27 protein-coding genes are annotated in these 24,820 nt (G+C 70.6%); 6 read left to right on the forward strand and 21 right to left on the reverse strand.

What is annotated here, in order from left to right; genetic code table 11:
• Positions 1 to 51: 51 nt before the first annotated feature.
• Positions 52 to 606 carry a peroxiredoxin gene (locus AC3ETA_RS23500; RefSeq protein ID WP_432194863.1) on the forward strand — a complete coding sequence of 185 codons (555 nt, stop codon included), beginning with the start codon at positions 52 to 54 and terminating at the stop codon, positions 604 to 606.
• A 5-nt stretch (positions 607 to 611) separates the two neighbouring features.
• Positions 612 to 1,145 (forward strand): alkyl hydroperoxide reductase, encoded by a 534-nt coding sequence (locus AC3ETA_RS23505; RefSeq protein ID WP_432194864.1) that lies wholly within the window; start codon positions 612 to 614, stop codon positions 1,143 to 1,145.
• A 24-nt stretch (positions 1,146 to 1,169) separates the two neighbouring features.
• On the opposite strand, the gene AC3ETA_RS23510 is transcribed toward AC3ETA_RS23505, so the two are convergent.
• From AC3ETA_RS23510 to AC3ETA_RS23530, 5 genes are all read right to left on the reverse strand, one after another.
• A complete protein-coding gene (locus AC3ETA_RS23510; RefSeq protein WP_432194865.1) occupies positions 1,170 to 2,582 on the reverse strand; it encodes an AI-2E family transporter in 1,413 nt (470 codons plus the stop codon).
• A 158-nt stretch (positions 2,583 to 2,740) separates the two neighbouring features.
• Positions 2,741 to 3,436 (reverse strand): aggregation-promoting factor C-terminal-like domain-containing protein, encoded by a 696-nt coding sequence (locus AC3ETA_RS23515; protein WP_488187645.1) that lies wholly within the window; start codon positions 3,434 to 3,436, stop codon positions 2,741 to 2,743.
• Positions 3,437 to 3,854: 418 nt separating this feature from the next.
• Positions 3,855 to 5,180 (reverse strand): RNA 5'-3' helicase PhoH2, encoded by a 1,326-nt coding sequence (gene phoH2, locus AC3ETA_RS23520; RefSeq protein ID WP_432194867.1) that lies wholly within the window; start codon positions 5,178 to 5,180, stop codon positions 3,855 to 3,857.
• A 344-nt stretch (positions 5,181 to 5,524) separates the two neighbouring features.
• The gene (locus AC3ETA_RS23525) at positions 5,525 to 6,298 is read right to left on the reverse strand and encodes an isoprenyl transferase (protein ID WP_432194868.1); all 774 of its coding nucleotides are present in this window, start codon (positions 6,296 to 6,298) and stop codon (positions 5,525 to 5,527) included.
• Positions 6,299 to 7,528: 1,230 nt separating this feature from the next.
• Positions 7,529 to 8,314 (reverse strand): methyltransferase domain-containing protein, encoded by a 786-nt coding sequence (locus AC3ETA_RS23530; protein ID WP_432194869.1) that lies wholly within the window; start codon positions 8,312 to 8,314, stop codon positions 7,529 to 7,531.
• A 52-nt stretch (positions 8,315 to 8,366) separates the two neighbouring features.
• Between AC3ETA_RS23530 and AC3ETA_RS23535 the strand changes: the two genes are divergently transcribed.
• On the forward strand, positions 8,367 to 8,864 hold the full coding sequence (locus tag AC3ETA_RS23535) for a DinB family protein (RefSeq protein ID WP_432194870.1): 498 nt from the start codon (positions 8,367 to 8,369) through the stop codon (positions 8,862 to 8,864).
• 88 nt (positions 8,865 to 8,952) lie between these two features.
• On the opposite strand, the gene AC3ETA_RS23540 is transcribed toward AC3ETA_RS23535, so the two are convergent.
• Positions 8,953 to 9,831, reverse strand: coding sequence for an LLM class flavin-dependent oxidoreductase (locus AC3ETA_RS23540; RefSeq protein ID WP_432194871.1), 879 nt, complete (start codon positions 9,829 to 9,831; stop codon positions 8,953 to 8,955).
• A gap of 60 nt (positions 9,832 to 9,891) precedes the next feature.
• Here AC3ETA_RS23540 and AC3ETA_RS23545 point away from each other — a divergent pair, with 60 nt between their 5' ends.
• Positions 9,892 to 10,257 (forward strand): DUF192 domain-containing protein, encoded by a 366-nt coding sequence (locus AC3ETA_RS23545; RefSeq protein ID WP_432194872.1) that lies wholly within the window; start codon positions 9,892 to 9,894, stop codon positions 10,255 to 10,257.
• Between the two features lie 16 nt (positions 10,258 to 10,273).
• Here the strand turns inward: AC3ETA_RS23545 and AC3ETA_RS23550 are convergent, their stop codons facing one another.
• The 14 genes from AC3ETA_RS23550 to AC3ETA_RS23615 form a co-directional block, all read right to left on the reverse strand.
• Positions 10,274 to 10,903: an OmpA family protein gene (locus tag AC3ETA_RS23550; protein ID WP_432194873.1), complete on the reverse strand. Its 630-nt coding sequence runs from the start codon at positions 10,901 to 10,903 to the stop codon at positions 10,274 to 10,276.
• A 7-nt stretch (positions 10,904 to 10,910) separates the two neighbouring features.
• Positions 10,911 to 11,489, reverse strand: coding sequence for a hypothetical protein (locus AC3ETA_RS23555; RefSeq protein ID WP_432194874.1), 579 nt, complete (start codon positions 11,487 to 11,489; stop codon positions 10,911 to 10,913).
• A gap of 33 nt (positions 11,490 to 11,522) precedes the next feature.
• The gene (locus AC3ETA_RS23560) at positions 11,523 to 12,134 is read right to left on the reverse strand and encodes a pilus assembly protein TadG-related protein (RefSeq protein WP_432194900.1); all 612 of its coding nucleotides are present in this window, start codon (positions 12,132 to 12,134) and stop codon (positions 11,523 to 11,525) included.
• Complete coding sequence (locus tag AC3ETA_RS23565; protein WP_432194901.1) at positions 12,134 to 12,325, reverse strand: Flp family type IVb pilin; 192 nt, start codon at positions 12,323 to 12,325, stop codon at positions 12,134 to 12,136. Before AC3ETA_RS23565 ends, AC3ETA_RS23560 begins: the two co-directional genes overlap by 1 nt.
• Positions 12,326 to 12,458: 133 nt before the next feature.
• Positions 12,459 to 13,208: a response regulator gene (locus AC3ETA_RS23570; protein WP_432194875.1), complete on the reverse strand. Its 750-nt coding sequence runs from the start codon at positions 13,206 to 13,208 to the stop codon at positions 12,459 to 12,461.
• Complete coding sequence (locus AC3ETA_RS23575) at positions 13,205 to 14,842, reverse strand: sensor histidine kinase (RefSeq protein ID WP_432194876.1); 1,638 nt, start codon at positions 14,840 to 14,842, stop codon at positions 13,205 to 13,207. The genes AC3ETA_RS23570 and AC3ETA_RS23575 overlap by 4 nt, the downstream gene beginning before the upstream one ends.
• A gap of 33 nt (positions 14,843 to 14,875) precedes the next feature.
• Complete coding sequence (locus tag AC3ETA_RS23580) at positions 14,876 to 15,769, reverse strand: DUF5936 domain-containing protein (RefSeq protein ID WP_432194877.1); 894 nt, start codon at positions 15,767 to 15,769, stop codon at positions 14,876 to 14,878.
• A 16-nt stretch (positions 15,770 to 15,785) separates the two neighbouring features.
• Complete coding sequence (locus AC3ETA_RS23585; protein ID WP_432194878.1) at positions 15,786 to 16,733, reverse strand: type II secretion system F family protein; 948 nt, start codon at positions 16,731 to 16,733, stop codon at positions 15,786 to 15,788.
• 8 nt (positions 16,734 to 16,741) lie between these two features.
• Positions 16,742 to 18,079 carry a TadA family conjugal transfer-associated ATPase gene (locus AC3ETA_RS23590; protein ID WP_432194879.1) on the reverse strand — a complete coding sequence of 446 codons (1,338 nt, stop codon included), beginning with the start codon at positions 18,077 to 18,079 and terminating at the stop codon, positions 16,742 to 16,744.
• A gap of 11 nt (positions 18,080 to 18,090) precedes the next feature.
• Positions 18,091 to 18,459, reverse strand: a complete 369-nt coding sequence (locus AC3ETA_RS23595; protein ID WP_432194880.1) for a TadE/TadG family type IV pilus assembly protein — start codon at positions 18,457 to 18,459, stop codon at positions 18,091 to 18,093.
• A 1-nt stretch (position 18,460) separates the two neighbouring features.
• Positions 18,461 to 18,781, reverse strand: coding sequence for a pilus assembly protein (locus AC3ETA_RS23600; protein ID WP_432194902.1), 321 nt, complete (start codon positions 18,779 to 18,781; stop codon positions 18,461 to 18,463).
• Positions 18,782 to 18,831: 50 nt separating this feature from the next.
• The gene (locus tag AC3ETA_RS23605; protein ID WP_432194881.1) at positions 18,832 to 20,103 is read right to left on the reverse strand and encodes a CpaE/TadZ family protein; all 1,272 of its coding nucleotides are present in this window, start codon (positions 20,101 to 20,103) and stop codon (positions 18,832 to 18,834) included.
• A gap of 9 nt (positions 20,104 to 20,112) precedes the next feature.
• Positions 20,113 to 20,820 carry a Flp pilus assembly protein CpaB gene (gene cpaB / locus AC3ETA_RS23610; protein WP_432194882.1) on the reverse strand — a complete coding sequence of 236 codons (708 nt, stop codon included), beginning with the start codon at positions 20,818 to 20,820 and terminating at the stop codon, positions 20,113 to 20,115.
• A gap of 86 nt (positions 20,821 to 20,906) precedes the next feature.
• Positions 20,907 to 21,716: a hypothetical protein gene (locus tag AC3ETA_RS23615; protein ID WP_432194903.1), complete on the reverse strand. Its 810-nt coding sequence runs from the start codon at positions 21,714 to 21,716 to the stop codon at positions 20,907 to 20,909.
• Positions 21,717 to 21,991: 275 nt separating this feature from the next.
• Here AC3ETA_RS23615 and AC3ETA_RS23620 point away from each other — a divergent pair, with 275 nt between their 5' ends.
• Positions 21,992 to 23,695 carry a chitinase gene (locus tag AC3ETA_RS23620; protein ID WP_432194883.1) on the forward strand — a complete coding sequence of 568 codons (1,704 nt, stop codon included), beginning with the start codon at positions 21,992 to 21,994 and terminating at the stop codon, positions 23,693 to 23,695.
• A gap of 41 nt (positions 23,696 to 23,736) precedes the next feature.
• On the opposite strand, the gene AC3ETA_RS23625 is transcribed toward AC3ETA_RS23620, so the two are convergent.
• Positions 23,737 to 24,144: a hypothetical protein gene (locus AC3ETA_RS23625; RefSeq protein WP_432194884.1), complete on the reverse strand. Its 408-nt coding sequence runs from the start codon at positions 24,142 to 24,144 to the stop codon at positions 23,737 to 23,739.
• 137 nt (positions 24,145 to 24,281) lie between these two features.
• On the opposite strand from AC3ETA_RS23625, the gene AC3ETA_RS23630 reads away from it, so the two are divergent.
• The gene (locus AC3ETA_RS23630) at positions 24,282 to 24,794 is read left to right on the forward strand and encodes a SigE family RNA polymerase sigma factor (RefSeq protein ID WP_432194885.1); all 513 of its coding nucleotides are present in this window, start codon (positions 24,282 to 24,284) and stop codon (positions 24,792 to 24,794) included.
• Positions 24,795 to 24,820 lie beyond the last annotated feature (26 nt).

Raw genomic sequence — 24,820 nt, forward strand, 5'->3', positions numbered from 1 at the left:
CAAGGGAGACACCTGTACCGATCAGGTGCCTCCTCGCTGCAAGGAGAGCGTGTGCTCACTGTCGGTGACAAGTTCCCCGAGTTCGAACTGACCGCCTGCGTCTCGCTGGAGAAGGGCGAGGAGTTCGAGACGATCAACCACAAGACCTACGAGGGTCAGTGGAAGATCGTCTTCGCCTGGCCGAAGGACTTCACCTTCGTCTGCCCGACCGAGATCGCGGCTTTCGGCAAGCTGAACGAGGAGTTCGCCGACCGTGACGCCCAGGTCCTCGGCTTCTCCGGTGACTCGGAGTTCGTCCACCACGCCTGGCGCAAGGACCACGACGACCTGCGCGACCTGCCGTTCCCGATGATGGCCGACTCCAAGCACGAGCTGATGCGCGACCTCGGCATCGAGGGCGAGGACGGCTTCGCCAAGCGCGCCGTCTTCATCGTCGACCAGAACAACGAGATCCAGTTCTCCATGGTGACCGCCGGCTCCGTCGGCCGTAACCCCAAGGAGGTCCTGCGGGTCCTGGACGCCCTCCAGACGGACGAGCTCTGCCCGTGCAACTGGAGCAAGGGCGAGGACACCCTGGACCCGGTCAAGCTGCTCGCGGGAGAGTGACCCACATGGCGCTCGACTCCCTGAAGTCCCGCATACCGGACTACGCCAAGGACCTGAAGCTCAACCTGGGCTCGGTCATCGGCAATTCGGACCTCCCGGCGCAGCAGCTGTGGGGCACGGTGCTCGCGACGGCGATCGCCGCGCGCTCCCCGATCGTGCTGCGTGAGCTGGCGCCCGAGGCCAAGGCGAACCTCTCGTCCGAGGCGTACACCGCGGCGAAGTCCGCCGCCGCCGTGATGGCGATGAACAACGTCTTCTACCGGACCCGGCACCTGCTGTCCGACCACGAGTACGGCAACCTGCGCGCCGGCCTGCGGATGAACGTCATCGGCAACCCCGGCGTCGACAAGGTCGACTTCGAGCTGTGGTCGTTCGCGGTGTCCGCCATCAACGGCTGCGGCCTGTGCCTCGACTCGCACGAGCAGGTGCTGCGCAAGGCCGGCGTGGACCGGGAGACGGTCCAGGAGGCGTTCAAGATCGCGTCGGTGATCCAGGCGATCGCGGTCACGCTCGACGCCGAGGCCGTGCTCTCCGAGTAGGCCGACCGGCACTGCGGGCCTCGCTCACCCTTGGTGGGCGGGGCCCGCCGCGTTTTCGGCAGCCCGGCCGAGGCCTGCGCCCGCGGACCCCCCTTCGGCCTGGACGGCCTCGTCCTCAGGCGCCGGACCGGCCGAGACCTGCGGACCGGCGCTCCTGAGCGCCGCCTCCTGCGAGTACGCCCGCAGATACCCGACGATCGTGTTCGACACCGCCACCAGCGGCACCGCCACCACCGCGCCGCCGATCCCGGCCACCATGCCGCCGGCCGCCACCGCCAGCACGACCGCCAGCGGATGCACGCGGACCGCGCGCCCGAGGATGAACGGCTGGAGGATGTGGCCCTCGATCTGCTGCACGGCGAGGACGACGACGAGCGTCATGACCGCGGTGAAGACGCCCTGTGTCACCAGGGCCACCACGACGGCCAGCGCGCCGGAGGCCACCGCGCCGACGAGCGGGATGAAGGAGAACAGGAAGATGAAGACGGCCAGCGGGACGGCCATCGGGACGTCCAGGAAGTAGATGCCGATGCCGATGAACACGGCGTCGATCAGAGCGACCACCACCGTGCCGCGCACATACGCCGTCAGCGTCGCCCAGGCCCGCGGCCCGGCGCCGGCGACTCCCGGACGGGCGGCGGCCGGGACCAGCCTGAGCGTCCACTGCCAGATGCGCTTGCCGTCGTAGAGCAGGAACAGCGTCGAGAAGGCCGCCAGCAGGATGCCGGTGAGCGCCTCGACGATGACCGTGACGCCTTCGAGGCCGGCCGAGGTGATCTCGTCGGTGTTGGCGCCGATCGCCTCGCGGAGGTTCTCGGCGATCTCGTTGATCTGCTTGTCGGTGACGTGGAAGGGGCTGTTGAGCAGCCAGTTGCGCAGTTCGTCGATGCCGTCCTGGACCTGGTCGGAGAGGTTGTCGATGTTCTCCATGACCTGCCAGGTCACGAACCAGCCCATCAGCCCGATGACGACGAACCCGAGAATCGCGGTCAGCGCCGTCGCCGGTCCGCGCGGCAAGCCCCGCCGGGTCAGCCAGGCCACCGAGGGCTGCATCAGGGCGGTGAGCAGCAGGGCGATGACGAAGGCCAGCACGACGAGTTGGACGGCACTGATGACCCGCATCAGCACCCAGACGGTGCCGGCGAGCACCAGCAGCCGCCAGCCGGCCTCCGCGGCGACCCGTACGCCCCACGGCACGACCTGTGCCGGGTCGGGGCGCGGTGCCGCAGCCGCGGGCGCGTGGTCGGGCGGCCGCGGCACGTGGTCGACGGGCGGCGGGTCCACGGTCGGGGGCGGCTCGGTGGCGACGGCGGTCCGCCCCACCGGCCCGGGGCGGGCGCTCTCCCGCTCCACCGCGGCCCGGCGCTCGTCCAACCGCTCACTCATCTCGGTCAGACCGGCACCGACCCGGCCGAGCCACCCTGGCACTCGCGACATGATCCGTCCTCTTCCCCCGTCTTTCCCCACCACTCCCCCCTGGAGTCGTTGAATCCGACCGTACATGGCACTGCGCGGGGAAACGCGAAAGCCCCTCACCGAAAGACGGTGAGGGGCGATGCAGGGTTGAGAAGCGCCGCCGGTTCCCGGCGGAGTCTCTAGTACCAGTTGTTGGCCTGCCAGAAGTCCCAGGCGCCACACGGGCTGCCGTAGCGGTCGTTCATGTAGTTCAGGCCCCACTTGATCTGCGTGGCGGGGTTCGTCTGCCAGTCGGCGCCGACCGACGACATCTTCGATCCGGGCAGGGCCTGGAAGAGGCCGTAGGCACCGGAGGAGGGGTTCACGGCCCGGTAGTTCCAGTCGGACTCGTGGTCCACGATGTTGCTGAAGCACTGGAACTGGTCGCTCGGCACCATCGAACGCGCCATCGACTGGATCTGCGAGATGCTGTACGAGCTCTGGACCGGGAAGTCGGCCGCGGAGGACCGGGAGGCCTTGGCCTCGGCCTCTTCGCGCTCCTTGGCTTCCTGCGCCGCCTTCTCGGCCTTCTCGGCGGCTTCCTTCTTCTCGATGGCGCTCTGGGCGGCAGCCTTGCGGGCGGCCTCCTCGGCGTCCTTCTTTGCGCTCACGTCCGCGGCGATGGCCTGGACATCCGCCTGCGCCGACAGGGACTCGGTCTGCACCTGGGCCTGCTGGCCCGCGGGTATGTCCGCGAGGAGCGTCGAATCGGCAGCCGTCGCCTCGGCGTCGTTGTTCTGCGCGGTGCTGCCCGAGGCAACGCCGACGACGCTTCCGACAGCGGTGACCGCGGTGGCAGAGGCCACTGCGAATCCCCTGACCGAAATCGGACTCACACGGTTTCCTTCCAGCATCGCCCGCTTCGGTGACCCTGGCGGACGCAATCGTGCCCCTGGCTCTGGCCTCCCAACTGCGGGGTCACGGGAGGCGCGGACCCGGTGGGCAACTCCCTCGCGAGGAGCGCCGCGTGAAGACTCGGGCGGCATACGACGACGTTATGGAGTTGGCTGTGGTGCTGGTGTGGTGCCGTACTGCTGGGGGCACAGATGTGTCGCATGCGGGGCCTGACAGGAGTGAGACTCTGCCGTACCCCGACGCCGCAAGGCAATTCTGTGTTGCGTGTGAAAGCTCACACCTCGTTTGCCCCAGGGATTTTGCGGAAAGCCGCACACACCGAGGCGCCGCCCGGATAGGCTCACTGCCTTTCCGGACGGCGCCAACCAACGAGTAGCTACCGCAAGTTGAGCACTTGGGTCAGATCTGGCCGTCCTCTAGCATTTCGGTCACAAGGGCGGCGATCTGGGACCTCTCGGACCTTGTCAGCGTGACATGGGCAAAGAGGGGATGTCCCTTCAGCTTCTCCACGACGGCGACGACACCGTCGTAGCGACCGACCCGCAGATTGTCCCGCTGGGCCACGTCATGGGTCAGAACCACCCGCGAGTTAGCACCAATTCGGGACAGAACGGTCAGTAGGACATTCCTCTCCAGGGACTGCGCCTCGTCCACGATGACGAACGCGTCGTGCAGCGAGCGTCCGCGGATGTGGGTGAGGGGCAGTACCTCCAGCATGCCGCGCGCGGTGACCTCTTCGATGACCTCGCGGCTGGTGACCGCGGACAGCGTGTCGAAGACGGCCTGCGCCCAGGGGCTCATCTTCTCGGCCTCGGTGCCGGGCAGATAGCCGAGTTCCTGCCCGCCCACCGCGTACAGCGGCCGGAAGACCATCACCTTCTGGTGCTGGCGGCGCTCCAGCACCGCCTCCAGACCCGCGCACAGCGCCAGCGCCGACTTGCCGGTGCCGGCCCGGCCGCCCATCGACACGATCCCGACGTCCGGGTCGAGCAGCAGGTCGAGCGCGATCCGCTGCTCGGCACTGCGGCCCTTGATGCCGAACGCCTCCCGATCACCGCGCACCACACGGACGTTGCCCTCGGGCGTGACCCGGCCCAGCGCCTTGCCGCGCTCGGAGTGGATCGTCAGTCCGGTGTGCACGGGCAGGTCGGCGACCTCGGGGACGTAGACATGCCCTTCCTCGAAGAGGATGTCCACCTGTTCGCCCGGCAGGGTCAGTTCGGACATTCCGGTCCAGCCGGAGGAGTCCGTGATGGCGAGTTCGGCGCGGTACTCCTCGGCGAGGAGACCGACCGACGAGGCCTTGATCCTGAGCGGCAGGTCCTTCGACACGACGGTGACGTCGAGTCCCTCGGCCTGCAGATTGCGGGCGACCGCGAGGATGCGGGAGTCGTTGTCCCCCAGGCGGTAGCCGCTGGGCAGCACGCTGGGGTCCGAGTGGTTGAGCTCGACACGGACGGTCCCGCCGAGGTCCCCGATCGGAATGGGGGCGTCGAGTCGGCCGTTCTTCACCCGGAACTCGTCGAGCAGACGCAGCGCCTGCCGGGCGAAGTAGCCGAGTTCGGGATGGTGCCGCTTGGCCTCCAGTTCCGTCACCACGACGATGGGGAGCACGACCTCGTGCTCGTCGAAGCGGTTCAGGGCGTTCGGGTCGGCCAGCAGGACGCTGGTGTCGAGAACGTAGGTGCGCCGGTCTGGCTTGTGGCGCTTTGTGCTGGTCACCACGGAAGGACGTACCCCCTCGGATGAGGTCGGGGAGCGACGGAGTGGGGCTGGACCGGTCGTCGGCCGCTGTGCACGGGCCGAAAACCGGCCCCCCGCGTCTTCTTCCGTGCCGTGACCGCACGGTGGGGCTGGTGCAAAGGGCCTCCCGGGCGGACGGCTCCGGCGCCGCCCGCTGAGATACGACACCCGTGGTTCGGGTGTCGACCTGCTTGGCTTATGCCCTCGAACAAGCGGTGCCATGCCAGTGCATATGACGGCGCGCTGGTGAACTCCTTGTTACTTCCGTCCCGGAGAAGGTCGGTTCTGTCGCGCCGGTATACGGCCGCGACAGCGCCGGAAGGGGCTCAGCCGCCGTAGCGCCGGTGCCGTGCCGCGTAGTCGCGCAGGGCACGCAGGAAGTCCACCTTGCGGAAGGCCGGCCAGAAGACCTCGCAGAAGTAGTACTCCGAATGGGCCGTCTGCCACAGCATGAATCCGGACAGCCGCTGCTCGCCGCTGGTGCGGATCACGAGGTCGGGGTCGGGCTGGTCACCGGTGTAGAGGTGGCGTCCGATCAGCTCGACGCTGACGGACTCGGCGAGGTCCTCCATCGAGGTGCCCTTGTCGTGGGCGTCGACGATCATCGAGCGCACGGCGTCGGCGATCTCCTGGCGGCCGCCGTAGCCGATGGCGACGTTGACCAGTATTCCGTCGACGTGCGCGGTGGACTCCTCGGCCTCCTTCAGCGTCATCTGCATCGGGGAGGGCAGCAGATCGGGGGTGCCGACGTGGTGCACCCGCCAGCGGCCGTCGGCGGCGAGGGAGCGCACGACGTCCTCGATGATCCCGAGGAGCGGGCCGAGTTCCTCCTGCGGGCGGTCGAAGTTGTCGGTCGACAGCAGCCACAGGGTGACCACCTCGACGTCGGTCTCGGTGCACCAGCCGAGGAACTCCTCGATCTTCTCGGCACCCGCCCGGTGACCGTGCATGGTGGTGGAGCCCGCGGCCTTCGCCCAACGCCGGTTGCCGTCCATGATGACGCCGATGTGCTTGGGCACCTGAGCGTGGTCCAGGTGACCTTCCACCCGGCGCGCGTACAGCCTGACCAGCAGGCCGCGCAGCTTGTCGCGCAGGTTCACGTGTTCGTCAGCCCCTCCGTACGGATCGGACAGGCGCGAGGCGCTGCGCGCGGCGCAGTCGAGTGCGGTTCCTGTCCGTATGGCGGTCCCCGGGGGCGAAGCCTACCCCTGCGGGGCCTGGGCCGTGGTTGTGGGGTGCGGTGGGTGGGGGCGCCGCGGGTGGGGGTGTGTGGGGCGCCGCGGGTGCGGGTTCGGTGGGGGCGTTGGCGGGTGCGGGTTCGGTGGGGGCCGGTCGCGCAGTTCCCGCGCCCCGCGCCCCGCGCCCCTGAGGGCGTTGTGGTCCCGCGCCTCAGGAAGTCGCGGTCCCGGGCAAATAAAACGGGCCGGTCCGTGGGGGGGAGACGGACCGGCCCGAGGGGGGGTTTCCACCATAACCCTTCGTAAGTGATGCTGCGTGCATCGGCGTGCCACAACTACTCTCCGAAGTCGCTCGGCAACGGGCCGGTGGCCACCGGAGGGCTCTTCCGTGGCGGATTCGTGGCGAGATCGGGCCTGATTTCCAGGGGAAACGCGGGGGATGCTGATGGATCCGGAGGGTTTGCCGCTCCTTGGGGCCCGAACTGGCGACTTGTCCGGCCTTCCCCCGCGCGGGTGACCCCGACCGTGAACGCCCCATTGACGGCCCCCGGGAGGCGACGGAGCGGAAGCGGTTCCGGCGCGACGCGCGTCCATCAGGAGGGGCGGCCGAGGGCATGGCACCGCGCAGCCCCCTCCTCTGCGCGGTGCCGCCGCGCAGCTTTGCGTACGCGAATTACCTTGGTCTGAACTTACGTGAGGGATAGGAGGAAATCGAGTCGGCCGCCATAACAATGTGGAAAAGGTCAGCCTTCCTTGGATGCGCAGGGGCTCAAGGGTGTTCGCTCATGGATGCACGGTTTGCACCTTCCGGGCACACGGCCCCTGGGGCGGCGGACAGGTTCTGACCTGTAGCCGGCCTACGGCCGGTCCGTGACAGCGACGTCGGGCAGTGCGACGGGCGGCGCGGGCAGGGCGATCACCTGGGACGAGGTGAGTGCGCGACGGCTGGAGCACCGACGGCTCGGCAGGAGCGGGAGCTGGGGGAACAGGTGGAGCGGGTGGGGAGGGGGAAGTGCTGGAGGCGGAGGCGAGGCGGAGGCGGAGGCGAGGCGGAGGCGGAGTCGGTGATCGGGAAGGTGACCGTCGGCCCGCACGCGCAGCCGGACGGCACCCGAAGCCCCCGGCGGGCTCGGCGGGCGGCTCGCGGCACCCTCACGCGTCCGGCTTGCGGGCCTCGAAGAGGTGGCGGGTGCTGTGGGCGACGAAGGGGCCGTCGGACTCGATCTGCTCGTGCAGGGCCCGGAGCCGGGGCCGGTGGGCCTCGACGGTGAAGCCGGGGACCATCCAGACGACCTTGCGCAGGAAGTGCACGACCGCGGCGATGTCGTGGAACTCCATGCGGAGTTCCTCGGCTCGCAGGTCGACGATCTCCAGGCCGGCGGCCTGGGCGTCGGCCCGCTCCCGCTCGGGGTCACGGCCGCCGCGCACCTCCTCGGGCTGGGGGCCGAGGAAGTACTCGACGAGTTCGAAGACGCTGTGCGGTCCGACGTGCTGGGCGAAGTACGTGCCGCCGGCCCGCAGCACCCGGGCGATCTCCGTCCAGTGGGCCCGAACCGGGTGGCGGCTCGTGACGAGGTCGAACGCCGCGTCGGCGAACGGCAGCGGCGCGTCCTCGGGCGAGGCGACGACCGCGACGCCGCGCGGGGCGAGCAGCGCGGTGGCCTTGGCGACGTTCGGGGGCCAGCCCTCGGTGGCGACGGTGAGCACGGGGGCCTTCGGGGCCCGGCCGAGGGCGAAGTCCAGGACCTCCCCTCCCCCGGTCTGGAGGTCGAGCGCGGCGGTCGCGCCGGCCAGCCGGTCGGCCAGCGAGACGGCGTAACCCCAGCTGGGCCGCGCCTCGGTGGCCCGCCCCCGGAACCAGGAGAAGTCCCAGCCCTCGGTGGGCACGGCGGCGCCCTCGGCGAGAAGCTCCTCGAACGGCCTGTTGTCCAGTCCCATACGGCTCATGATCGCAGGGCGTTGTCGGCGGCCGCTGCTAGTTTTCGGCGCCATGACGGACCCGACGTACACGGCGGATGAGAAGGAAACGCTCCGGGCGAGCCTGGACCGGCACCGGGACGCGGTGCTGTGGAAACTCCGGGGCCTGGACGACGAGGGGCTGCGCCGGCCGATGACACCGACCGGCACGAATCTGCTGGGCCTGGTCAAGCATCTCGGGTCGGTGGAGTACGGCTGGTTCGTGTCGAGCTTCGGCGGCGAGGTGGAGCCCCTGTGGTTCGACCCCTGCACCGACCAGGACATGCGGGCCGACCAGGGCGAGACGACGCAGCAGATCGTCGAGTTCTACGACCGTGCGCGCGCCGCGGCCGACCGTGTGATCGCCGGGCGGGCGCTGACGGAGCTGGGGCGGCCGGCGTGGCGGGACGTGGAGGTGTCGCTGCGCTGGGTGCTGGTCCACATGATCGAGGAGACGGCACGGCACGCGGGCCACATGGACATCCTGCGGGAGCTGATCGACGGGGCGACGGGGGATCAGCCGCGGGGCTGAGCACCGAGCACGAGCAGCACGTGCTCGTCGTCGCCGTGGTGCACTGACAACGCCCCCGAAGCGGCCCGCGCCCGGGACGGACCCGAGGCTACGGAACCAGCGGCCGTACTTCCTCCGCCACGAACCGCACGAACCCCTCCGGGTCCGGCTCGTCGCCCGTCGGCTGGAGCACGACGGTGTCCGCGCCGGCGTCCGCGAGCCGCTGTACGGCCTTCGCCACGGCTCCCGCGTCCCCGGCGACACCGAGGTCGGGCACGGATGCCACGCCCTCGGCGGCGAGTTCGGCCTTCAGCCGGGCGGACGCGTCGGGCCCGGTGGCGGCGAGCAGATACACGACGATCCCGTGCGGCTCGGCGCTGTCGCGTCCGGCTGCCGCCCGGCCCTCGTCGACGAGCTGCCGCGCCTTGCGCACGCCGTCCGGCGGTGTCGACGCGGTGAGCAGCGTCCCGTCGGCCGCCTCACCGGCCAGCCGCAGCGAGCGGGGCCCGGTGACCCCGGCGATGATCGGCACCGCCTCGGCGGGCGGCCAGTCGAGGGCGACGTCGTCGAGCCGGACGTACCGGCCCTCGACGGTGACCCGCTCGCCGCGCAACAGCGCCCGCAGCACGTCGAGATGCTCGCGCAGCAACGTCACCGGTGACTCGACCCGCGCACCGACCTGCCCCATCCAGTCCTGCACACCGTGCCCCACGGCGAGGATCGGCCGCCCCGGGAACATCCGGTACAGACCGGCCGCCTCCATGGCGGTGATCGCGACGTTCCGCAACGGCACGGGCAGCAGTCCGACGCCGACCCTGATCCGCTCGGTCCAGGCCAGGGCGGCGGCCGCGGTGGAGATCCCTCCTTCCCGGAAGCAGTCCTCCCAGAGCCAAAGCTCTTCGAGTCCCGCCTCGTCGGCGAGCCGGGCGACGGATCGGAGTCGTTCGGGGGCCAGCTGGGGACGGAATACTGCGCCGAGTCCGGTCATGGGGCCTTCCTACCCGGGCAGCACTCGGCGGACAACAGAAAATCCTGGAGGTGGCTGAGGATGGGGCGACGCCTGCGAGACGGGCGGGGGGTGCTGGTCGTTCACGGGGAGCACGGTGCTGTGCGGGTCCCCCTGGAGATCGCCGCGTCGTACCGGGCCCGTACGAAGGGGCTCCTCGGGCGGGACGGCATCGACGGCGCGATGCTGCTCACGCCGGCCGGCTCGGTGCACACGCTCCGGATGCGCATGCCCATCGACGTCGCCTACCTCGACCGCGGGCTGCGCGTCATCGCCGTGCGCACCATGGGCCCGGGGCGGCTGGGCCGGCCCCGGCTGCGCTCACGACATGTCCTGGAGGCGGAGGCCGGGGCGATGGCGGGGTGGGGGCTGGGGGCGGGGGTCCGGGTGAGCGTGACGGAGGAGTGAGGGGCAGGATCGCCGGTCAGCCGTCCGAGCGGGGGAAGGACACCTCCACACGCCGGTTCTTCTTGCGGCCCGACTCCGTCTCGTTCGAGGAGATCGGGTACTGCTCGCCGTAGCCGCGCACTTCGTACGTCACCGACGAGTCGTTCAGTTCGGCCTCCAGGACTCCCTGTACGGCGTTGGCGCGCTTCCGGGAGAGGACGTCGCCGTGGGCCGAGGAGCCCAGGTTGTCGGTGAAGCCGAAGACACGGATCCGCGTGGCGTTCTGCTTCCCGATCTCGTCCGCGATCGAGGCGATACGGGCTTTGGCCTCGCCGGTCAGCTTCGCGCTGTCCTTGGGGAACAGGACTTCGGCCTGGAGCGCGAACTTCACGTCCGCGTTGGTGTCTTCCCGGCGCTCCTCACCGGCCTGATCCTCGACGACCTGCTTGATGTCGAGAACCTTGGCTTCGGCCAGCGTGGCACCTTCCGGCAGCTTCAGGTCGGGGTCGTTGGCATCCACCTCGACGGGCGCGGTGGCGCTCGCCTCGGTCCCGGGCGGCACGCCGGGGTCGTCGTCCGCGTCGGCGGTGGTGGCGACGAGGAGGTTGGCGGCGACCATGATCGTGGCCGCGGTGAGGGTCAGGGTGAGGCGGGGGGCGCGGGTCATGGGGGCCTCACCCGGAGATCGTGATCGGGGCGCTGGCGAACGTGGGCAGTTGGAAAGTGACTTCGGCCGTTTCCTCCGGCGGCGAAGGGAACTGCATGAACACCGGGACGGACGCACCCGGCTTGATCCTCGGCATGTCCGTGGTCGCCAGGGGACGGCCGTCGGTGTCGCGCAGCACGTAGTACCGCTTCTTGTTGCTGGAGTCGACGAGCGTGGCCCCGCCCAGCGAATCACCGTGCCGGGTGATCTCGGTCTCGTCTCCCCGTGTCTGGATCGGGACCCGAACGGACTCGGCGCCGTCGTTCTTGATCTCGCCGCTCACAGTGACGAAGCCCCCGGAGTCACGCTGAGCGGAGGTGATCGTGAGGATCAGACCGTCCTCGCCCTTGAGTTCGGCAAGGGGATCATCCGTTCCCTCCTGGACACTCTGGTTGGAGCCGTCGTCCTTGGAGGCCGACGCGGACTTCTGCGGCTTCTTGCCGTCGTCGTCCCCACTGCCGCAGCCGGCCACACCGAGGGCCAGTCCGGCCGCGACGGTCATCGCGACCATCCCCCTACGGGCCTTCGTGGTGAACCGAATGCTCATTCCTCTGTTTCCTTCGTCATTCGTCGTTCGCGGTCAGTCGGCCAGATGGACGTCGAAGAGATCCTCGGGGTTCGGAAGGCTGGCCGGATCGTCCGGATCCGGGTCCCAGTTCCCGTCGTCACAGGTGAGTTGCGGCAGCGGCAGTGTGTCGTTGCCGTCGCCTTCGTCCGTGTCCTCGTCGGGGAGGTCGAACCCGCAGAGGGGCTCGATCACGGCGGTGGCCGACGCCGTCGATTTGAAGTCCTCCGTGCCGGGAACGATGGAGTCGCCCACGGACTTGTTGGTCTCCACGGACACCGTGTAGCCGAACAGCTCCGACTCCCCACAGTCCTCGACAGTGGCGTCGTTCTGGTCCGCCAGCTCGTACGCCCGCCAGCACCCGTCGAACACCGCTCCGTCGCCGTCGAGGATGTCCTGCCACTTCGTGGGGTCGTCCACGACCTCCGACCAGTCCCCCGCCATTTGGTTCCGGGTCTCCTGCGCCGCCGCCAGTGCCGCCGCGTCGGCGGCTGTCTGGGCGCCGTTCCTGTTTGCCGCGGCCTGGCCGACCGCAAGGTACGCGAACGCGAGAAAGAGCAGGCCCGCCACCACCATGATGTAGATGGGGAAAGCCTGCCCTGCGTCGCTGGACGTGCGGCGCCTGATCAGGTGAGTTCGTCGATCTTGTCGACGATGGCCTCGTAGATCGTCTCGCCGATGTCCGTCCCCGTGATCGCCAAAACAATCGCCACCACCACCGCGATGATGCCCAGATACTCCACCGCCGTCTGCCCCTTGTCGTCGCGCGCGGCGCGCGAGCGCAGGTAGGTGACGGTGGTGTTGATCCAGTTGCTCATGGTGTTCCCCTCTGGGCTCCAAGGTGCTGTGAGAAGTCTCGGGAGAAAAGTAAGCGGGAATTCCCCGAACACCAGAGGGTCCCTGGGCCCAATTCCGGGCCTCGGCCGAAAACCGTCGCTCCGTCATCGCCGGTCAGCTCCGTCCCGGGTGTGAACCAGGTGCCGTGCCGAGCCACTTGGCGGCGGCTTCCGCTCGGCTCGTGCTGTGGAGTTTGGCGAAGATCCGGTTGATGTGGTTCTTGACCGTCTTCTCGCTGATGAAGCAGGTGGCGGCGATCTGCTGGTTGTTCATGCCCGCCGCGATGAGGTCCATGATCTCCGCCTCCCTCCTGCTCAGCCGGAACCGTGACCTGTACGGGGACGACTGTCCCACATTTGATTGCACTTGCGAAAGCGATTCGAGGGGATTCCCTGTAACAGTTGGGAGTTCATCGTTTGCTTGCGCGAGCGAAGCCGTTGCTGCAGCTGCCGCCGTGGACGTGAGCCGGGTCCTGCCCGCCCTGATCTCCCGTACGGCCTCGATCAGTTCGTCCGTCGTGAACTCGCCGTGGACCAGATAACCGGAGGCCCCGAGCCGCAGCGCCTCGCGGACCGTCTCCGACTCTCCGCTGTAGGTCAGCATCATCACCGGTGCGATCCGCACGAGATGCGGAAGGGCGGTGATGCCGTCCGTGCCGGGCATCCGTACGTCCAGGAGGATCACGTCGGGGCGGTGGCGGCGGGCCGCCTCGTGGGCCTCGTGGCCGTTCGTCGCCTCGGCCACGACCTTTATGCCGGCGTGGGCGGAGAGCAGGGCTCTCAGGCCCGCCCGGACCACGGGGTTGTCGTCGGCCACCACCAGGCGCAGGGGCGTGGCGGGCGGGGGTGACTGGGCCGTCTTCATGGGTGGGTCGCCTTCGTCGTCGTGAGGGCCGCCAGCGGCAGTTCCAGGCGGACCTCCGTGCCGCGGGCGTGGATGCCCTTGCCGAAGTGGATGCGGGCGCCTATCGAGGAGGCTCGTTCGGCCATGCCGAGCAGGCCGAAGTGGCCGGTCCGGCGCAGGTTTTCGAGGGTGGTGCCGGGTGGCAGGCCCCGGCCGTCGTCCCGGACGGTCAGGCGGAGCACCTCGTCCTGGACACCGGCCCGCACCTCCACCTTCGTCGCGTCGGCGTGACGGTGGGCGTTCTCCATGGCCTCCGCCGTGACGGTGAGGAGCTGACGGGCGACGGCGGGCGGGACGGGAGGTGCTGGGGCGTCGCCCTCGGGGCCGTACGTCGCCGGTACGCCCGTGCGGGTCGTGAAGTCGGCGGTCTGTCGCGCCAGTTCGGGGATGACGTCCGTCATCCGGTCCGGGTCGGACTCGCGGCGCAGGTCCGCGAGGAGTTCGCGGGACTCCGCCGCCGCTCTGCGGGCGGAGCGGGCGACCAGTTCCGCCTGTTCCCTGATGCGGGCCGGGTCCATCGGGGCCGTCGCCGCGGAGGCCGCCAGGCCGTCCGCGGCCAGTGCCACACCGTGCAGGGTCTTCGCCACCGAGTCGTGCATCTCGCGGGCCAGCCGGGCCCGTTCCGCGCTCACCGCCTCGGTGACCGCGAGGCGTGCCTGGACCGTCGTCAGGGCCTGGGTGGCGGTGCCGAAGCGGAGCATGAGGTTGCGCAGGGTCGAACCCAGCGCGCCCGTGATGACGCACAGGCCCGGCAGGAGCAGCTTGTCCGCGAGGCTCGCCGACCTCGCGTCGGTGTTGATCGCGTAGGCCAGGAGCAGGATCAGGGACTGCACGCTCGCGAAGAGAGCGGCGCCCCGGTAGCCGTAGACGATGCCGGCCAGGAGCGGGGTGCAGACGCTGACGTAGGCCAGGGTCGTGTCCGGGCCGGCGGAGATGAGCAGCAGGGAGGTGAAGAGGGTGTCCGTGGCGAGCAGGGTGGGGTGGCGCAGGAGGAGCGGGCCGAAGCGTTCCCAGTCGCGGAACAGGGCGTAGGAGCCCATGAACGTGACCACGACCGCCGCGCCCATCAGCCGGGTGCCGAGCCCCGGCGCCGCGTTGAGCAGGGCCGCCGGTGCCGAGAGGGCGATCATGGCGAGCCGGAAGCCGAAGACCTGGCGGCACATCGCCTGTAGTGCGTTGACCTGGAGCGGTATCGTCACGGCCGGCTCGGTCCGCCGGGTGTGCGCGCCCTGCCCGGCAGACTCGCTCTGCGCACCCGGTCCGGCGAGTTCGCCCCGCGCGCCCTGCCCGGCAGACTCGCCCCGCACGCCCTGCCCGACGAACTCGCCCCGCACGCCCTGCCCGGCAAACTCGCCCCGCACGCCCTGCCCGGCAAACTCGCCCCGCACGCCCTGCCCGACGAACTCGCCCCGCACGCCCTGCCCGGCAAACTCGCCCCGCACGCCCTGCCCGACGAACTCGCCCCGCACGCCCTGCCCGACGAGCTCGCTCCGCGCGGCCGGTCCCGAGCGCCGCGACAGCCGGCCCCCGCGCAGGAACCCGGGGCCGAACCGAGACGTCCGCGCGTCCGGCCCCGCTCCCGTCCCGGTCCTCATCCTCAACGGCATGCCCGCCACGGCCCCTCCCCCCTACTCCCCCGTCAGCGACCCGAAGTCCGTGCCCGAGCCCAGCAGCAGACCCGCCCCCAGCAGGATCATCGTCGCCGGGACCATGAACGTCGTGATCACCAGCGTGGCCCTGGGGACCGCGCGGGCGGCCTTGCGGCGGGCGTTCTGGGCGTCGGTGCGGCGCATGTCCTTGGCCAGGGCGACCAGCGTGTCCACGATCGGCGCACCGAGCTCCTCGCCCTGCTGGAGCGCCGTCACGAACATCGCCACCTGTTCGGAGTCGTTCCTGCGGCGCAGCTCCGCGAAGGCCTGGCGGCGGCTCATGCCGAGGTCCATCTGGCGCAGGGTGATGCGCAGTTCGTCGGCCCAGGGGCCCTCGTACCTGGAGGCGACCCGGTCGAGCGCCTGGCGGAAGCCCAGGCCCGCGCTGACGACGACCGCGAGGACGTCCAGGAAGTCCGGCAGGGTGCGCTCGATCTCGTCCTTCCTGATCCGGATCGCCGACCAGATGCCGACCTCCGTCCAGAAGGCGCCGAAGGCAAGGAGCAGCAGTGCGACCAGGACCTGGCCGCGCAGCAGGAACACCAGGAAGCCGACCGCGCCGAGGAAGCCGTACACCGCGCGCCGGGCCGCGTAGCGGTCGATGGTCAGACCGCCGGGGTTGCCCGCCAGGTCGATCTTGCGGCGGTACCTGGCGACCAGCTTCGGGCCCATCAGGCGCAGTACGGCGGGCGCGTAGCGCATGCCCATGCGGTCGACGAGCGAGTCGACGGCGCCGGTGCGGGTCGCGCCGACCTCCAGGGCCAGCGCGAGGTCGCTGGGCAGCCTGGTCTCCGCCCGGTACAGGCGGATCGCGGCGAAGACGCCCCCGACGCCGAGGGCCATGACCGTCGCGAGGAGGATTCCGATTCCCATCAGCCGTCCCCGCCCCTCAGACGTCGATTCGCGACATGCGGCGGATCAGGACGAAGCCCACCGCGTACAGCCCGAACGCGATCAGCACCGCCGCCTGCCCCAGCGGCGAGCCGGTCATGCGGTCGAGGGCGCCGTCCTTCACCCCGTTCATCAGGAACAACGACCCGATGCCAAGGACCGGAACGGCGTACGACGTCATGCTGACCTGCGAGAGCTGGGTGCGGACCTCGCGCCGGGTCTCCTTGCGCTCCTCCAGCGTCTCGGTGAGGTTCCGCAGGGCGCTGACCACTTGGCCGCCGGCCCGGTTGGACAGCACCAGCGTGGTCACCAGGACGACCAGTTCGCGGGAGGGGAGGCGTTCGGCGAGCTCGCCGAGGGCGTCGTCCATCGAGGCGCCCAGCGCCAGCTGGTGGGAGACCTTGGCCAGTTCCTCGCCGGCCGGCGCCTCCAGCTCCTCCGCCGCGAGGCCGATCGCGGTGCGCAGGGCGAGGCCGGCGTGGGCGGCGTTGGCCAGGATGCGGGCGAGTTCGGGGAGTTGGTTGATGAAGCGCTCGATGCGCTTCTGCCGCTGCCAGTTGAGGAACTGGACCGCGGCCCACACGCCCAGCAGGCCGGCGATCGGGCCGAAGAAGGGGGCCAGCGCGGCCTGCCCGATCAGCCACAGGCCGGCCACCGTCGCCAGCATGCAGACGAAGAACTCTCCGGGGGTGACGTCCAGGCCCGTCGCCGCCAGCCGCAGTTCCAGCTGCTTGCCCAGCCGCGTACGGCGCAGGCGCCGGTCCAGGTCGGCGAAGCGGCGCCGCCGGCCGCCGGCCCCGGTGAGCTGACCGGTGGCGGAGAGCCGGTCGACCAGAGCCTGGCGCTGGGCGCGGCCGGCGGCGTAGGCGTGTACGCCCACCACGGCGAGCGCGCAGGTCATGAGCGCGACGCCGGTGGTGAGCGTGATGCGGGTCTGGAGGTCCATGGGGGGTCCTACCTGGCTTCTCGGGTGGCGAGCTCGAGCGGTGACTGGGCGACGCCGAAAGCCTGGGGGATCGGCTGGCTCGCCATGTAGAGGCGGTCCGCGGTGCGGCGGGGCAGCGGGAAGTACGCGAAGGCGCCGTGGACCCGGCCGTCCGGCGCCATGGGCTGGGCGTGGAAGCGGGCGACCGTCGCCAGCCGGTACGGCTCCGCCCCGTGGCTGTCCAGGATGGCGATCTCGGTGATCCGGCGGGCGCCGTCCGGGAACCGGGTCAGCTGGATGAGCACGTCGACCGCGCTGTTGATCTGGTCGTGCAGCGCCTCGAAGGGGACGGAGACGTCGGACATGGACGCGAGGGTCTTCAGCCGCATCAGGGCGTCCTCGGCGCTGTTGGCGTGCACGGTGGCCAGCGAGCCGTCGTGGCCGGTCGACATCGCCTGGAGCATGTCGAGGGACTCGCCGCCGCGGACCTCACCGACGACGATCCGGTCGGGGCGCATGCGCAGGGAGTTGCGGACCAGGTCGCGGATGGTGACCTGGCCCTTGCCCTCGACGTTCGGCGGGCGGGACTCCAGCCGGATCACATGGGACTGCTGGAGCTGGAGTTCGGCGGAGTCCTCGATGGTGATGATGCGCTCGGACTCGGGGATCAGCCCGGACAGGGCGTTCAGCAGGGTCGTCTTCCCGGTGCCCGTCGCACCCGAGACGATGACGTTGAACTTCGCCTGCACCAGCCCGGCCAGCAGATACACCATGGGTTCGTCGAGCGAGCCGAGGCCGGTCATCTCGTGCAGGGTGAAGGAGCGGGGGAAGCGGCGGATGGTGAGGGTCGCGCCGGTCAGGGACAGCGGCGGGATGATGACGTTCACGCGCTCGCCGGAGGGCAGCCGGGCGTCCACCATCGGGTTGGACTCGTCGACCCGCCGGTTCACCGTGGAGACGATCCGCTCGATGGTCTGCATCAGCTGGTCGTGGGAGGGGAAGCGCAGCGGCAACTGCTCGACGCGCCCCGCGCGTTCGACGAAGATCGCGTCCGGGCCGTTCACCATGATCTCGGTGATCGACGCGTCCTCCAGGAGCGGCTCCAGGATGCCGAGGCCGAGTGCCTCGTCCACGACCCTGCGGATGAGCTGCGAGCGCTCGACGGTCGAGAGGACCGGGCCCTCGCGGCTGATGATGTGCCCGAGCACCCGCTCCAGGCGGGCCCGGCGCTCGGCCGCGGCCAGCGAGCTCATCTCCGCGAGGTCGATCTCCTCCAGGAGCTTGGCCCGGTAGGAGGCGACCAGATGGCCGTCCTCGCCCCGGCCGGTGCTCTCCTCCGGGGTGTTGATGCGGGACCGCAGACTCATGGGTACCTCGTTCAGTGGTCGAGCGGCATGGTGGCGGTCTTCTGGGCATCGTCGAACTCCCAGCCGGGGACGATGGAGGGGATCTGGACGGTGGCGGTGACGGTGACCTCGTCGCCGCCTTGCGCCTCGGAGCAGGAGACGGTCAGCCAGTCGCTGATCGCGTTGACGCACCCGTCCTGCGCGCTGCCGGGAAGAAGGGAGGCGGCCCGCGCGCCCGCCCTGGCCGCCGTCCCCGCCTGCTGGGCGGTGTAGGCGATCAGCCCGACCTGCACGCCGGCCATGGCGACGAGGATCAGGACCGGGATGAACCCGAGGTACTCCAGGGCGACCTGACCGCGGTCCCGGCCGCCCGCACGGCGGGGGAAGAGTCGGTACGGCATCTCAGTCCTTCTCCTCCTGGACGGCTCCGGCATGGCCCTCGACCGTGAACGGGAAGCCGATCGCGCCGGGGAAGAGGACGGGCACCCGGAGGGTCACATCGGCCGTGACATAGCCGCCGCCCGCCCCGCACCGCACCGAGGCGTCCCCTTGCCACGCCTGGGGAAGGTGTTGCAGCCCCGCCTCCTCGCAGCCCGCCTGCCCCTCCGACGCCGTCCCCGCCCTGACCGCCTCGTCCGCAGCATTCCCCGCGAGCGTGAAGGTGTACCCCACGAGCACGAACTGCCACATCAGCACCAGGGTGACGACGATCAGCGGCAGCATCCCGAGGAACTCGACCGCCACCTGCCCCCTGTCCCCTCGGCTCCGCCGCCTCACCGCCCTATTTCCTTCCGCCTGCGGAAGGTGAGCGCCGCCCGGTCGCCGGCGCTGCCGCGTGCCCGGCCGTTGCGGCGCGGCTGGACCGCCCCCTCGGTGCCCTTGACCAGCCCCAGCTCCCCCGCGAGCCCCCAGAGCGCCTGCTTGACCGTGCTCTTGGGGTCGAGTTCGTGCACCCGGCCGGCGTCGACGGGGCCCTGGAGTTCCTTGAAGTTGGCGGGGACGGCGGTCGCGGCGATGCCCGTGCCGGTGATGCGCTGGATCAGGGCGGGCTGGATCTCCGCGCTGCGCGTATGGCGGTTGACGACGATCATGGTCTCCTCCGCCTTGCGGATCTGGAGGCGGTCCCACATCCGCACGGTGCGTTTGGCGCCGCGCACCGCGACCACGTCGGGGGTGGTGACGAGGAGGGCGGTGTCGGCCATCTCCACGGCGGCCGCGCTCGCGCCCGACAGCTGGGAGCCGCAGTCGATGACGACGACCTCGTAGCGTGAGCGCAGGGCGCTGACGATGTGGCGGGCGGCCCGGTCGGTGACCTCCTCGCCGCGTTCGCCGTCGCCGGGGGCGAGCAGCAGCGCCACGCCCGTGTCGTGCCGGAACACCGCGTCCGCGAGGACCCGCGGCGTGATGTCGTTGATGGCGGCGAGGTCGACGACCGAGCGGCGGAACTGGATGTCCAGGTAGGAGGCGATGTCGCCGGTCTGGAGGTCCATGTCGAGCAGCGCGGTGCTGCGACCCGACGCCTGGGCGGCCAGGGCCAGCTGGATGGCGGTCAGGGTGGCCCCCACGCCGCCCTTCGCGCCGCTCACCGTGACCACGGTGCCGCCGACACCGCTGAACACGTCGCCGCCGGCGCCCAGATGACGCCGTACGCCCATGGACCACTGGGCCACCGCGTTGACCCGGCTGGCCAGTTCCTCGTAGCTCAGGGGCAGCGCCACCAGTCCCCGTGCGCCGTAGTCCATGGCGGCCTGGAAGAGGCCGGGGCTCGCGTCGGAGGTGACGAGGATGACGCCGACGGCCGGGAAGCGCAGGGCGACCTCGCGGATGAGCTCCAGGGCCGGGACGGGGCCGATGCGTTCGTGGACGACGACGACCTCGGGGAGTTCGTCGATGGACTCGGCGGCCAGGCGGGCCAGCGTGTCGACGAGCTGGGTGGAGTCGGCGACCGGAGCGACCGGCTCGGCGTCGGGGAGCTGGCTGAGCAGCGTCGTGAGGGACCGGACCGCGTCCGCGTCGCCGACCGCCGGGAGGATCCTCGTGGGCATGGGGGCCTCTCACTTGTCCTTGGCGAGTTCGTACGTGCGGTTCGTCGCGGGGATGTCGGAGTCGGAGCCGGGCGCCACCAGGGCGAGCCGGACCTCGTCGGCGAACGACTCGGCGTACGTCAGGCGCTGGGCGTCGATCGGCTCCAGCGCGAAGGTGATCGGCACGGCCTCGGTGGGTTCCCGGCCCCGGTCGCCCTCGTCGGGCCTGAGCGAGGTCAGCTCGCCCACGTCGATGACGCGGGCGTTCTCCACGATGAGCCGGGACTGGTCGGGGTCGGAGTCGCGGGCGCCCTCGAAGGTGGCGTACACGTTGACCTTGGCGCCCGCGGTGATCTTGCCGGCCACGCCGGTCGCCGCGTCGATCATGATGGCGAGCTCCTGCTCGCCGGTCTGCAGGGCGGGCTGGTCGACGATCATGTCGCTCTGGAGCAGGGAGCCCGACTTGAGGGTCGTGACGGCGATCTTGCCCTGGATCTCACGGAGGCTGGTGACCGCGTTCTTCGACAGCCACCGCTCGGGCATCTCGATCTTCTCGAACTGGCCCGCGCTGAGCGGTGTGTAGGGGGCCACGTCCTTCTTGAGCCGGTACGCCGTGACCTCGGGGCCGACCTTGGACTTCACGTCGTTGATGACGGACAGGACACCGGCGAAGGCGCCGAGGGCGCAGACGATCGACAGGAGCAGGAGTATCACGCCGCGGCGCTGACGGGAGTTCATGAACCGTGGAACCTCATCGGGGGAATCGGTCGGGGGCGGTCGGACAGGGTCGTGGCGGCCTTGCGGCCTTGCCGGCCGGGGTCCGGTCAGCCTGCGCGGGCCGGTTGCTCGTGGGTGGGCGGGGTGGCGGAGCAGAAGACGCAGCGGTCGCCGATGACGTCGATGCCGCACCAGTGACAGGAGTTCTGCCGTACCGAGGTGACGAGCTGGTAGAGCACCGACAGGTCGGGCAGGTGGGCGCAGAACTCGATGAGCTTGCCCGTCCCCCACCAGGTGGCCGACTCGGCGGGCAGCACGACCTCGCGCAGCCCCTGCGCGTTCCAGGACTTGGCCAGGGTCGCGGTGACCCAGTCCGACTGCAGCTGTCCCTGTGCGACCAGCATCGACGTGCCGAACTCCGGGCCGGGCAGGGTGACTGAAGGGGCGATGCGCACGAGGTGCGGGGCGGGGTGGGCGAGGACGCCGAACTGGCTGCCGGGCATCCAGGACTTGGCGTGCGACTTGAGGTCGACGGGGACGCGGTCGAGCCGGGTGACGGAGCCGAGGAGCGCCCCGGCGTGTATGTAGTGGGTGAGCAGGCGGCCGGCCGAGGCGAGGACGCCGGGGCTGAGGTCGCAGGAGGCGAGCTGGCGCAGCTGGCGGGCCAGGACGGCCAGTGCGAGCGGGGGCAGTTCGGGACGGAAGACGGCGATCCGGTCGCTCTCCAGCAGGGACCGTACGGTGTGCAGCCGCTGCCGCACGCCCCGGGGGACGGCGGCCGAGCAGACGACGATCACGTGGCCGTGCTGCTCCACGAGCGTCTGCATGCCCGCCAGCGACCGCTCCAGCGGCTCGCGTTCGAGGTCCTGGAGCACGACGGCGGGCACGGTTCGCTCGTCCTGCGCCGGCAGCGCCATGTCGGCGCTGGTCACGGCAATGGCAGTTGGCACGCGTCGCTCCCCGTTCCCGCCCGGTCCGGTGAACCGGTGTTACTGCGGTGCACCGGAATGACTTCATTGCGTGACTATCTCAGCACTGTATCCACGGCTCGATGACCGGAGAACAGCGTTTGTGCAGCCGGGAAGGAACTCTGCGCGCACAACTCACGCCAAAACGGGGCAGGTTGCGCACACCAATTCTCCACGACCGGAATCTCTTGACACTCGGATTGGTCTGGACCAACTTGGTTGACATGTTCATACTTAGACGACAGAGGCGTCGTGGCCGACCGGCACGCCTCTGGGCGGCGGTCGTCACCTCCGCCCTCTCCCTGACCTTCCTCGGCGCGGGCCACGCGTCCGCCGCGGACGTCAACAACGCCAAGAACGCCGGCTTCGAGGCCGGCCTGAGCAACTGGACGTGCTCCGCGAACAGCGGCACGACCGTCTCCTCCCCGGTGCACGGCGGCGCGGCCGCGCTCAAGGCGACCCCGGCCGGGCAGGACAACGCCCGCTGCACCCAGGCCGTGGCCGTCAAGCCCAACTCGACGTACACGCTGAGCGCCTGGGTCCAGGGCGGCTACGCCTACCTGGGCGCCACGGGCACGGGCACGACGGACGTGTCGACCTGGACCCCGGACTCCTCCGCCTGGAAGCAGCTGTCGACCACCTTCACCACCGGCTCCTCGACGACCTCGGTGACGGTGTACACGCACGGCTGGTACGGGCAGGCGGCCTACCACGCCGACGATCTGTCGGTCTTCGGCCCCGACGGCGGCGGGGGCACCGACCCGGCCCCCACGATCCCCGGCGCCCCGGGCGGGCTCAGCGTCCCGGGTACGACCTCCTCGTCGGTCTCGCTGGCCTGGAACACCGTCTCGGGCGCGACCGGCTACAACGTCTACCGCGGCGGCACCAAGGTGACCGCGGTGACCGGCACCTCCGCGACCGTGACCGGGCTCGCCGCCTCGACGTCGTACTCCTTCCAGGTCACGGCGACCAACTCGGCCGGTGAGTCGCCGAAGTCGGCGGCCGTGACGGGTACGACCACGGCCGGGCCGGTGGGTCCCGCGCTGCCCAAGCACGCGGTGACCGGCTACTGGCAGAACTTCGACAACGGCGCCACGGTCCAGAAGCTCGCCGACGTCCAGTCGCAGTACGACATCATCGCGGTCGCCTTCGCGGACGCGACCGGAACGCCGGGCGCGGTGACCTTCAACCTGGACTCGGCCGGGCTCGGCGGCTACACCGTCGACCAGTTCAAGGCGGACATCAGGGCGAAGCAGGCCGCGGGGAAGAAGGTCATCGTCTCGGTGGGCGGCGAGCGCGGCACGGTGGCCGTGAACGACTCCGCCTCGGCGGCGAACTTCGCGAACTCGGTGTACTCGCTGATGCAGACGTACGGCTTCGACGGCGTCGACATCGACCTGGAGAACGGCCTCAACGCCACCTACATGACGCAGGCCCTGCGCTCGCTGTCGTCGAAGGCGGGCTCGTCGCTGATCATCACGATGGCGCCGCAGACCATCGACATGCAGTCGACGTCGAACTCCTACTTCCAGACGGCCCTGAACATCAAGGACATCCTCACGGTCGTCAACATGCAGTACTACAACAGCGGTTCCATGCTGGGCTGTGACGGCAAGGTCTACAGCCAGGGCTCGGTGGACTTCCTGACCGCGCTGGCCTGCATCCAGCTGGAGGGCGGCCTGGCCCCGTCCCAGGTCGGCCTCGGCCTGCCCGCCTCGACCCGCGGCGCGGGCAGCGGGTACGTGTCGCCGACGATCGTGAACAACGCCCTGGACTGCCTGGCCAAGGGCACCAACTGCGGCTCGTTCAAGCCGTCCAGGACCTACCCCGACCTCAGGGGCGCGATGACCTGGTCCACGAACTGGGACGCGACGGCGGGCAACGCCTGGTCCAACGCGGTGGGGCCGCACGTGCACGCGCTGCCGTAGCCACCGCGCCCGACCCCGGTGGGGTGAGGGGCGGCGGCCCCTCACCCCACCGGCCGGTAGTGACCGAGCACCCAGGCCAGCTGCTGGAACCACTCCTGGAGCCGTGCCCGGGGCCTGGCCTCCACCACGCATTCGAAGAACCGGCCGTCCAGGTGCACCACGGCCACCATCAGGGCCTTGCCGTCCGGGCTCGCCTTGTAGTGCACGCCCTGGATCTCCGGCCAGCGGAACTCCATGGTGAAGGCCGACATCTCGAAGACGACGCCGGACGCGTCCACGACGACCGCGTTGCGCTTGTCGACGGCCAGGAACTCCGGACCCGCCGGCTCCGGCTGGGGCGGGACGGGGGCATACGGGGGTTGCGCGGGCGGGTACGGGGGCTGCGCGGGCGCGTACTGCGGCGGGGGCGGGCCGAAGCCCGGGCCGGGTGGGGGTGGCTGCTGGGTCATCCGTCGGGTCCTGGGTCCTGGTCTCTCGTGGTCGCGGTGAACTTCTCGGGCTTGCGGTGAAACATTCTCCCCGGCCCGCCGCATCAGTGAAGTGGGGGACCTCACGAACAGCCGGCGCACAGCAGCAAGGGGGACACATGATCCAGGCCCGTGCGGACGACTACGCCCAGTTCGCGGTGGCCAGGGCCGGGCATCTGTACCGCTCGGCATGTCTGCTGACCGCCGGGGACACCCATCTCGCCGAGGACCTGGTGCAGGAGACCCTCGGGCGGCTGTACGTCCGCTGGGCGCGGGTCTCCCGGACGGAGAACCCCGCCGGCTACGCGCAGACCGTCCTCACCCGGACCTTCCTCGCCCATCAGCGGCGGCGCAGCAGCACCGAGCGGGCCACCGACGTGCTGCCCGAGCACGCGGCCGAGGGCGGGCCCGGTGACGTACCGCTGCGGCTGACCCTGCTCCAGGCACTCGCCGGACTGCCCGTGAAGGACCGGGCCGTGGTCGTCCTGCGCTACTGGGAGGACCGCTCCGTCGAGGAGATGGCGGACGTGCTGAACTCCAGTTCCGCGGCGGTGCGCACGCGGTGCACCCGGGCGCTCGGGCGGCTGCGCGCGCTGCTCGGCGAAGACCTCGGCGAGTACGCGACCTCCTGACCCACGGCCTGCCGGCCGCACGGCCC

The organism is Streptomyces sp. bgisy027, from assembly GCF_057710365.1.